The organism is Mesorhizobium sp. M7A.F.Ca.US.006.04.2.1 (assembly GCF_004022915.1).
In the GTDB taxonomy this organism is placed as follows: domain Bacteria; phylum Pseudomonadota; class Alphaproteobacteria; order Rhizobiales; family Rhizobiaceae; genus Mesorhizobium; species Mesorhizobium ciceri.
The window spans coordinates 1-389 of record NZ_RZQA01001698.1; the positions used below are offsets into that span (position 1 = coordinate 1).

The 389-nt window shown below is 60.2% G+C and carries 1 protein-coding gene; it reads right to left on the bottom strand.

Annotated elements, in window-relative coordinates; translation table 11 throughout:
* A partial coding sequence (locus EN925_RS41390; RefSeq protein ID WP_281040725.1) for a DUF1515 family protein occupies nucleotides 1–384 on the bottom strand: 384 nt, incomplete at its 3' end.
* Between the last annotated feature and the right edge of the window lie 5 nt (nucleotides 385–389).

Sequence of the window (389 nt, forward strand, 5' to 3'; positions counted from 1 at the left end):
CTTTTGTAGTTTGCGCATTAGCTCCTTCGCTCCTTCTAGGTCCACATCGGCGGTAATGCGAATGCGGTCATCGTAGAGCACGAGCGATGACGTGCCCTCCGCAACAGCGACTTGCGCTACAGGCGTGGCCACTCCACCGCCAAAGAACCTAGGCGCCGGGTGCCGACTCATCTCGGCGAATTTCTTCTCCATCGACACTTCCTTGTCGCACCAATATGCGGTGATCAGCGAAGCCAGGGCCGCAGCCGCCATTCCTGTGACGCCCAGCGCACCAAGCCCCATGAGCTTCCACCGGGTCACCTCGGCAGTGACCGCCTTCACTCCCGTCATATCGTCGTTGAGCTTGCTGACAGCGGCTTCGGTTGCCGCCACACAGTCAACCAGCTCGT